The organism is Moorena sp. SIO2C4, from assembly GCF_010672485.1.
GTDB lineage: Bacteria > Cyanobacteriota > Cyanobacteriia > Cyanobacteriales > Coleofasciculaceae > Moorena > Moorena producens.
In genome coordinates this window covers 1-8633 of the sequence record NZ_JAAHGN010000215.1, presented here as the reverse complement: position 1 = coordinate 8633, position 8633 = coordinate 1, and the positions used below count along the sequence as shown (strand labels likewise).

Sequence of the window (8633 nt, the reverse complement as noted above, 5' to 3'; positions counted from 1 at the left end):
GTCGGGTAAGCATTCAGCGGTCAGCGGTCAGCGGTCAGCGGTCAGCGGTCAGCGGTCAGCCGTTAGCCGTCAGCCGTTAGCCGTCAGCGGTCAGCGGTCAGCGGTCAGCGGTCAGCGGTCAGCGGTCAGCGGTCAGCCGTTGGCCACGCTAAGGGAACAGCCGTCAGCTTATTTTATTCAAAAGCACCTCAAGTACCCTGGCCTACGGCCAATGGCTGATCGCTGTTCGGTGTAGCGTGCGCGTAGCGCGTAAGCTGATCGCTGATCGCTGATCGCTGATCGCTGATCGCTTACCAATTAACAATTTTAATGTTATTAAAATAAAATTTATCCATCTAATCCCTTTGCCATTAGGGAGTCAGAATGTGTTACCCTAAAGGGGTTTTATAAACATCGCACATCCAGGGTTTCGGGTGTTTCTAAAGGGAAATCCACCTGGATGGAGGTTAAACCCGAATTAGGAGTTAAAAAATTATGCCTGTAGTTTCTTTAGCTGAAATGCTAGAGTCAGGGGTTCACTTTGGTCACCAGACTCGCCGATGGAACCCCAAGATGGATCCTTACATTTACACTGCTCGTAATGGTGTCCACATCATTGACTTGGTACAGACAGCTCAGCTGATGGAGGACGCTTATCACTATATTCGCACCTCATCAGAGCAGGGCAAAAGATTTCTGTTTGTGGGTACTAAGCGGCAAGCTGCTGGAATTATTGCCCAAGAGGCAAGCCGTTGTGGTGCCTACTATGTCAACCAGCGCTGGTTAGGTGGTATGCTCACCAACTGGGAAACAATTAAGACCAGGGTGGAGCGACTGAAAGATTTAGAGCGTCGGGAAACCAGTGGTGCCCTTGACTTACTGCCAAAAAAAGAAGGCTCTATGCTGCGTCGGGAACTAGGCAAGCTTCAGAAGTATCTAGGTGGCATCAAAATGATGCGTAAGGTCCCCGACATTGTCATAATCATAGACCAAAAGCGTGAGTACAACGCTATTTTGGAATGTGAAAAGCTAAGTCTACCGATAGTATCACTATTAGATACAAACTGTGACCCTGATTTAGCCGATATTCCGATTCCAGCTAATGACGATGCGATCCGGTCGATTAAGCTAATCATAGGTAAACTGGCTGATGCCATTTACGAAGGCCGTCATGGTGAGCTAGACACCGCAGAGGAATACGAATACGAAGAATTTGAAGAGGGATTAGAGGAGTTCCCAGACGAGGAGGAAATTCAGGAAATTCAAGAGACTGAACAAAGTGAGGAAATTGAATCCGTAGATCAAGGAGATAACCAGAATACTGAGCAAGAATAGTTAGTTGTCTTCGAGCTTGAAGCCCTACGCTGAATTTACCTTTTGATAAAAATCAACTAGTTTTCAGCGTGGGCTGGGAAGCCCATACTCACGGATCGAGTAGTGTGGGAAGATATCACGGTGTAATCAGTTTCACTAACAGTAGGAACAAAAACAACATGGCGGAAATTACAGCAAAACTTGTCAAAGAGCTACGAGAAAAAACCGGCGCTGGCATGATGGATTGCAAAAAAGCTCTCGTAGAAAGCGACGGAGACATGACCAAAGCTATGGAATGGCTGCGGAAAAAAGGCATTACCTCAGCTGAGAAAAAATCCGGTCGTGTGGCAGCAGAAGGAATTATCGGCAGCTACATCCACACTGGTGGTCGAGTCGGTGTACTCGTAGAAATTAACTGCGAGACCGATTTTGTTGCCCGCCGCGATGAGTTCCAAGCCCTAGTCAAGAACGTCGCCATGCAAGTAGCAGCTTGCCCTAACGTTGAATACGTGAAGGTCGATGACATCCCTCAAGAGATTGTTCAAAAAGAAAAAGACATTGAAATGGGTAGGGATGACTTAGGTAAGAAGCCCGAAAATATCAAAGAGAAAATTGTTCAGGGTAGGATTGAAAAACGCCTTAAAGAACTCTCGTTGATGGATCAACCTTACATTCGTGATCAAAGCATCACAGTGGAAGAATTAGTCAAGCAATGTGTTGCCCAGTTGGGTGAAAACATCCAAGTGCGTCGCTTCACTCGCTACGTCTTGGGTGAAGGTATTGAAAAGGAAGAAAGCAACTTTGCTGAAGAAGTTGCTGCCCAGATGGGTTCTTAAACCGAAGCTTACCTTTGAGCTTCATCCTTGAGCTTGATCAACACGCTTCAGTGAATCTGGGAGTAAGCATTCAGCTATCAGCCGTCAGCCGTCAGCCGTCAGCCGTCAGTCGTCAGCCGTCAGCCGTCAGCTTATTTTATTCAAAAGCACATCAAGTAGCGATGCAGCGCGGTCTTGGGGAGGCAGTGCGGTCTTGGGGGTTCCCCCCATGAGCAACTGCCGTGGTTTCCCCCACTCGCGCTTTGCATCAAGACAGCGTGGCACAGGCTTCTAGCCTGTGACCCATAAGCTGATAGCTGATAGCTGATAGCTAATAGCTGATAGCTGATAGCTAATAGCTGATAGCTGAATGCTCACATCTGGGAGATAGGGAAGATCAGCTAGTTTAGCAGGAGCCTCACACCATAATCTTTGATTTGGTGTGAGAGGAATGCGCGGTTCCACCAGGGGGTTCAATGCCCCCGTATGGAACCAATCACAACGCTTTCACAGGCAAGTCGTCAGATTGCCCTGATGGCTCCAAGGGCAGACTTGACCTAACCAGGTGTTCAAGGCATTGTAAAGTTGGGAGTTTTTTTCACAGCATTTCTAGAGTATGAGTGGTATCAACTCCATGTGAGCATTATTGGTCTAACTGTGACAACCAGCTCAAGAAATCTTCCCAACTTTTTAACTCAAAAATAATATCTGTTAACCCTTCCAAATTTGACAAAGACAAACCTTGAACTACATTGTTTATTTCCTCGGTCTTTTCTGGGAATCGTTTTTTTAGCAGACGCATCACCAAAATCTGTGCCTCAGTAATGCGACCTTCAGCATTCACTTCCTGATAAAATCTGGTCTGTTTCCATTCTGTGAGTCCAAACATCGCTTCTAATTCCCTCCAAGGACGTTCAGGAAATTTATATACTAAGGCTTGTTCTATTAATTCTATCGCATTTCTTTGCTGTGCTACTGGTAGAGCCCTCGCACATCTTTCTAGTTGTCGTACTCTGTGTTGGACATTGGCTTGAGGTTCCACTACCAGCCGTACCAGTCCCAATCCGATTGAGTCTGAGGTTTCTGGAGTTTCATCAAGGTAAAGTGAGTGCAGATATCCTGTTTGGACTTCGGCATCGTAACATCTGGGAATACCTGTATCCAAGCTGCGCTTAGCCCAAAATACTACCGCTTGCCAGCCATGTCGCCAACGATTTTGTCCTAAGTAGACAAACACTTCTTGCATCAGGCGGTAGTACAAGTCTTCATCTTTCTGAAATTGGACTTCTACGAAATAAATAGGGTCGCCATCTCGTTTGGGGAGAAATACGCCGTCGGTGCGTTTGGCGAGTTCTTTGAGTTCGACGGCCTTAAAATTATAGTTTTGTGCTAGTTGAGTGTTGTCTCCCAGGAGTTCAAAGAGAGTGCCAGGGAGGGTTTGGAAGACTTTATAAAATAGGCTGTCAGTGCGCATTGGTTAGCATTGGAAGGAACTGGCATTTGGGTTATCTGGCCAATATTATCATCGGTTGGTGTTATTTTTTGATATTATTTTTTTATAATGACAAAGGTGTACGCCCATATATAAAGTGCTCTTCTGATATTGACTCCGCCTCAGCAGTTGAACTATCAGTAAGTCTTGGGGAGTAATTTGGTGGGCAAAGGGAAAAGGGGGTATTTGATGAATCTATTGGTAAAGTTTCCCCTTGCCCACCCTACGAGTTCTGCGATCGCTTGACCTAACCAGGTGTTCAAGGCATTGTAAAGTTGGGAGTTTTTTTCACAGCATTTCTACAGTATGAGTGGGATCAAATCCATGTGAGCATTATTGGTCTACCTGTGACAACCAGCTCAACAAATCTTCCCAACTATTCAACTCAAAAATAATATCTGTTAACCCTTCCAAATTTGACAAAGACAAACCTTGAACTACATTGTTTATTTCCTCGGTCATTTCTGGGAATCGTTTTTTCAGCAGACGCATGACCAAAATCTGTGCCTCAGTGATGCGACCTTCTTGATGACCTTCTTGGTGACCTTCTTGGTGACCTTCTTGGTGACCTTCTTGGTGACCTTCAGCCTTAACTTCCCGATAAAATCTGGTCTGTTTCCATTCTGTGAGTCCAAACATCGCTTCTAATTCCCTCCAAGGACGTTCAGGAAATTTATATACTAAGGCTTGTTCTACTAATTCTATCGCATTTCTTTGCTGTGCTACTGGTAGAGCCCTCGCACATCTTTCTAGTTGTCGTACTCTGTGTTGGACATTGGCTTGAGGTTCCACTACCAGCCGTACCAGTCCCAATCCGATTGAGTCTGAGGTTTCTGGAGTTTCATCAAGGTAAAGTGAGTGCAGATATCCTGTTTGGACTTCGGCATCGTAACATCTGGGAATACCTGTATCCAAGCTGCGCTTAGCCCAAAATACTACCGCTTGCCAGCCATGTCGCCAACGATTTTGTCCTAAGTAGACAAACACTTCTTGCATCAGGCGGTAGTACAAGTCTTCATCTTTCTGAAATTGGACTTCTACGAAATAAATGGGGTCACCGTCCCGTTTGGGGAGAAATACGCCGTCGGTGCGTTTGGCGAGTTCTTTGAGTTCGATGGCCTTAAATGTATAGTTTTGTGCCAGTTGAGTGTTGTCTCCCAGGAGTTCAAAGAGAGTGCCAGGGAGGGTTTGGAAGATTTTATAAAATAGGCTGTCAGTGCGCATTAGTTTGCATTGCGATGAACTGGCATCTGAGCATCTGGGCTATCTGGCCAATATTATCATCGGTTGGTGTTATTTTTTGATATTATTTTTTTATAATCACAAAAGTGTACGCCCATATCTCACGGGGTGACAAGTGAATTAAAAAGTAGGTAGGTTGTGGGGTGTAGGGTATAGGGTGTAGGGAAAAAAGAAGAGCAACACCTTGTTAGTAGAGAAAATTGAATTGGGTAATGGATGATTGAATCAGGGAGAGTGAGGCTTGATGAAACCCACATAGCAGTGATATGTACCTTCATTTTAACCACACCCCACACCCGGTCACCCTACACCCAGTCTCCTTTTTAACTTTGTTGTCACCTCTAGAGACTTTATGCTCATCTTTCCGCTAGAAAAGATGGGGGATGCCAACCATTAATTGTCCATCGAAACCGTGCTTCTACAACGAGGGGATTATTCATTTTAAGCGTAATGACTGTTACTCGTCCCACAGGGGTTAGTCCTTGAATTTTTGTGAAATCCACATTCCATGAGAAATGTTCATCCCAATTCTGAGTGCGGGGATTAAATAAGTGAACAGTTTGACTAGTTAAAGGGTCGAGGGCAACAGTTGTATCCGATTTAAATTGGTTGCAGGTATAGCAGGCGAGGCAAACATTTGAAAATATGCTCTTTCCCCCAATAGAGCTGTGGTAAAATGTGATCGTAAGTTAAAGGAATACCACTATTTGCTTCACTAGTTTGGCAATAGCAACAATAACGGCGATCTTGGCGATCGATCTCATTCTTCAAAGATATTGGAATATAGGCCATGAGGTTACACAATACTTTGAGGAACTGGGTAACCGCGCCATTTCAGGAGAGCCGCTGCATGAGCTTTGCGTAGCATAAAACGATCTGCTGAAATCTTAAGCTGCTCAAGTTCAATCTGTTCTGCATCTGTTAAAGAACGCTCTTGATTTTGAGCTAACAACCAGTAGTGACGCTCCATTTCTTCCGGTGTTTTTTTACTCTGGGCAATCGGCCACAAAGCTTGGTCTTCCAACCTATCTAAGGCAGCTAGATCTGCTTGAAATTCTTCAGGTACATCAGACCAATTGGGGGGACTACCAATTTGTAAAGCATGGAGCATGACAGCTTCAAGAGAGCGTTCAGTTGCTTGGGCAGTGTTGACCAAGCGCTGATAGAGGAAGTCAGGAATTTGCAGAGTAATGGTTGTTGAAATAGAATTCATGACGGCATCTCCTCAAAGCGCAGTCCGTTAAGAGTCTATTGTAGCTCAGGGGGTAGGGTGTTAGGCAGGGTGTAGGGTTTAGGGTGTAGGGTGTAGGGTGTAGGGAAAAAAGACCGAGCTTCGCGAAAGTTGCTAGGGATGGTTGAATCGGCTAATGTACGATTAAATCAGGTAAATGTTGGTTAATGAAGCCTTTTCTAGCTAATTTGTGTACATGCCTATTTTCACCACACCCCATACCCCACACCCCACACCCTACACCCTCCATCCTTGTGGGATAGCCAGGGGATTGTCTGGTGTGGTGGCTATGTTTCCTACTCCAAAAAGGCCAGAAATATGGCAATCATGTCATATAATGTAAATTTCCGATTATTATTTGAGGAAGGACTAGCAGACGTTGACCCAGAGTTATTAATCAGACTCCCATTCAATGAACTGATCTATATCAACAACTCTGGAAATGTGGAACGATTGATCAAGGAATTGGATGGGTCGAATCCAGAATTAGTCCCTCTCTTAGTTGATCAATGGGGAATAATTATCGATGGCAATAGTCGCCATGCCGCAGTTGAAGGATTAAATGCAGGTTCAGATGGCAACAAATTCCCAAGAGTCCCCGTAGAGATCAGGACTTTCTCCGACAACCTAGAACGACTAAGGCAACTCAAGTTACGAAATAGCTATAGCGTTTCTAGGATTTATGAGGTACGCTTCTCAACCTCAAAGTCCCCCTTGATAAGGGGGATTTAGGGGGATCTCTTTGTACCTCATGGCATAGAGAATTGCTATATCTTGTCTAGACCAAGATGCAGCAATACATAGAAGCTCAACTGATGCTGCAAATTGAGAAACAGGAAGTTGAGCGGAAAAAGAAAAGAAGAGAGGATACTGCGATCGCAAGACATGGCAGATCGATTGATCGAGTTGCAGCGACAGATGGTACTGGTAGAACTACCTTACTTATTGGCTTCAATGTCGTTGAGGCTATTCAAAAAGAGGAGAATGCTGATCTTGCCAAAAAGTGGTCAAAACTTCTGGAAGAAGGAACAAACAAGATGGCCTATGACATCTTATCAGTGCCTCCAGAAGATCGTGAGGCTGTTATAGATCAGCTTTATAACCCAGAAGGAAGGGCGATTGACCTTGGCCTTTAGGCCAAGCTACGCGAATGGTCACGCTACGCGAACGCAGGTTCAAGCCTTATCCCTCCCTCAGCTTGAAGCTTTGGGGGAAGCGTTGTTGGACTTTACGAAACCCGAGGATTTGGATGAATGGATGCGTTCACGTAGTGTTGCTGATAGCAAATCGAACTCGTAGGTAATGCTTTCGGTGTGATTGGCCTACGGCCACGCTACGCGATCAGCCCTACGGGCATAGCTCGGCTGACTGCACTACTTCTTAACCAAGATCAACTAAGTTAGCATACGCTTCTTTTTCATCCTGTTAGGCTAAGTGTTGATAGAAATAATATTAGCTAAAGCCCGCAGTGCATCATTAACTGATTTTTCATCTGGAAAAATTTCAGCCACATCGTCATCCAACTTAACAATGTTGCTAGTTTCCCTATATCTGTGAGCATATTTACCACGTATGCCTTTGCTAAAATCGTATTCATCTAGCCGATCCTGATCCTGTTGATTATTAATAGTAATTGTTATCCTCGTATGTCCTTTTCTCTGGTGATGTAGCCAAACGAGCACTCTTTAGCCTGATCGATTACTATTTACTTAAAGTCCGGTTTGCCGGATTATAATTATTTTAAATTATGGAAGTCATCAAGCTAGGAAAAAAAGGTCAACTCTCTCTTCCCAAAGCAATTCTCAATCGTCTAGGGTTGGAAGGTGAAACTATGCTACTGGTAGAAACTACTGCTGATGGTGGAATTCTACTGCGTCCTGCGGGAGTGTATCCGATTGAGATCTATACAGAGGAACGGATTGAGGAGTTTTTATCAGGCGATCGCTTAACTAACGAAGAAGCCGAACAGCTAATGGGTCAACTTAAAGATGCTGAGTAGGAAAGATACATGCGCGTGTTTCTGGATGCCAATGTAATCTTTGCAGCCGCTATTAGTCCTGATGGTCGCTGTAACGCTTTGTTTGAGTTAGCTTCTGCTGGGTATTGTGCTTTGCTAACATCGCCTCACGCCTTGGAAGAAACACGCCGTAACATTACAGCTAAGTATCCCGAAGCTTTGACACGATTGGAACGGGATTTAATCCCTAAACTAATTATTGTTGGAGAAGCACCGGTTTCACGAGTTAATTGGGCCATGGAGATGGGGCTACCTTTGAAAGATGCTCCTATTTTAGCGACAGCAGTAGAGAATAGGGCAGACCTTTTGGTAACGGGTGATAAGAAGCACTTTGGTTCGTTTTACGGTCAGATATTAGAGGGAGTAACGGTGGTAGATCCGGCAGAGGCGATCGCACTACTTCTCAACCAAGAAAAACTTTAGTGATTGCCCGACTACTTCTCAACCAAGATTAACGAGAGTGCGATCGCCTTTGGCGTGGCCTACGGCCAATCGCACAAGCGCGGAAGCTGAGGCCGTAGGCCACGCTTTGCGAACGCGTGA

The 8633-nt window shown here is 45.0% G+C and carries 14 protein-coding genes; 9 read left to right on the top strand and 5 right to left on the bottom strand.

Annotation, left to right across the window (positions count from 1 at the left end):
• From F6K20_RS13730 to F6K20_RS13715, 4 genes are all read left to right on the top strand, one after another.
• A partial coding sequence (locus tag F6K20_RS13730; RefSeq protein ID WP_287295007.1) for a hypothetical protein occupies positions 1-235 on the top strand: 235 nt, incomplete at its 5' end.
• 239 nt (positions 236-474) lie between these two features.
• A complete protein-coding gene (gene rpsB / locus F6K20_RS13725) occupies positions 475-1314 on the top strand; it encodes a 30S ribosomal protein S2 (protein WP_287295005.1) in 840 nt (279 codons plus the stop codon).
• 158 nt (positions 1315-1472) lie between these two features.
• Positions 1473-2129 carry a translation elongation factor Ts gene (gene tsf / locus F6K20_RS13720; RefSeq protein WP_008189236.1) on the top strand — a complete coding sequence of 219 codons (657 nt, stop codon included), beginning with the start codon at positions 1473-1475 and terminating at the stop codon, positions 2127-2129.
• A 14-nt stretch (positions 2130-2143) separates the two neighbouring features.
• Positions 2144-2341 (top strand): hypothetical protein, encoded by a 198-nt coding sequence (locus tag F6K20_RS13715; protein ID WP_154659941.1) that lies wholly within the window; start codon positions 2144-2146, stop codon positions 2339-2341.
• 58 nt (positions 2342-2399) lie between these two features.
• Here the strand turns inward: F6K20_RS13715 and F6K20_RS13710 are convergent, their stop codons facing one another.
• From F6K20_RS13710 to F6K20_RS13695, 4 genes are all read right to left on the bottom strand, one after another.
• Entirely contained in the window at positions 2400-2573 is a 174-nt protein-coding gene (locus F6K20_RS13710) for a hypothetical protein (protein WP_287295003.1), read from the bottom strand.
• A 178-nt stretch (positions 2574-2751) separates the two neighbouring features.
• Entirely contained in the window at positions 2752-3582 is an 831-nt protein-coding gene (locus F6K20_RS13705) for an Rpn family recombination-promoting nuclease/putative transposase (RefSeq protein WP_287263012.1), read from the bottom strand.
• 351 nt (positions 3583-3933) lie between these two features.
• Positions 3934-4824, bottom strand: a complete 891-nt coding sequence (locus F6K20_RS13700) for an Rpn family recombination-promoting nuclease/putative transposase (RefSeq protein ID WP_008189232.1) — start codon at positions 4822-4824, stop codon at positions 3934-3936.
• Positions 4825-5638: 814 nt separating this feature from the next.
• Complete coding sequence (locus F6K20_RS13695; protein WP_008189230.1) at positions 5639-6055, bottom strand: hypothetical protein; 417 nt, start codon at positions 6053-6055, stop codon at positions 5639-5641.
• Between the two features lie 270 nt (positions 6056-6325).
• Here F6K20_RS13695 and F6K20_RS13690 point away from each other — a divergent pair, with 270 nt between their 5' ends.
• From F6K20_RS13690 to F6K20_RS13680, 3 genes are read left to right on the top strand one after another with little or no spacing between them, the layout of a single operon-like run.
• Positions 6326-6805, top strand: coding sequence for a ParB N-terminal domain-containing protein (locus F6K20_RS13690; protein ID WP_008189227.1), 480 nt, complete (start codon positions 6326-6328; stop codon positions 6803-6805).
• A gap of 56 nt (positions 6806-6861) precedes the next feature.
• Positions 6862-7209, top strand: coding sequence for a hypothetical protein (locus tag F6K20_RS13685; RefSeq protein ID WP_008189225.1), 348 nt, complete (start codon positions 6862-6864; stop codon positions 7207-7209).
• Positions 7199-7372 carry a DUF4351 domain-containing protein gene (locus F6K20_RS13680; RefSeq protein ID WP_229414743.1) on the top strand — a complete coding sequence of 58 codons (174 nt, stop codon included), beginning with the start codon at positions 7199-7201 and terminating at the stop codon, positions 7370-7372. The genes F6K20_RS13685 and F6K20_RS13680 overlap by 11 nt, the downstream gene beginning before the upstream one ends.
• Before the next feature lie 131 nt (positions 7373-7503).
• Here the strand turns inward: F6K20_RS13680 and F6K20_RS13675 are convergent, their stop codons facing one another.
• Positions 7504-7755, bottom strand: a complete 252-nt coding sequence (locus F6K20_RS13675) for a hypothetical protein (RefSeq protein WP_008189223.1) — start codon at positions 7753-7755, stop codon at positions 7504-7506.
• A 65-nt stretch (positions 7756-7820) separates the two neighbouring features.
• Here F6K20_RS13675 and F6K20_RS13670 point away from each other — a divergent pair, with 65 nt between their 5' ends.
• Positions 7821-8072, top strand: a complete 252-nt coding sequence (locus F6K20_RS13670; protein ID WP_008189221.1) for an AbrB/MazE/SpoVT family DNA-binding domain-containing protein — start codon at positions 7821-7823, stop codon at positions 8070-8072.
• Positions 8073-8081: 9 nt separating this feature from the next.
• Positions 8082-8513 (top strand): putative toxin-antitoxin system toxin component, PIN family, encoded by a 432-nt coding sequence (locus tag F6K20_RS13665; RefSeq protein ID WP_008189219.1) that lies wholly within the window; start codon positions 8082-8084, stop codon positions 8511-8513.
• The last annotated feature ends 120 nt before the right edge of the window (positions 8514-8633 follow it).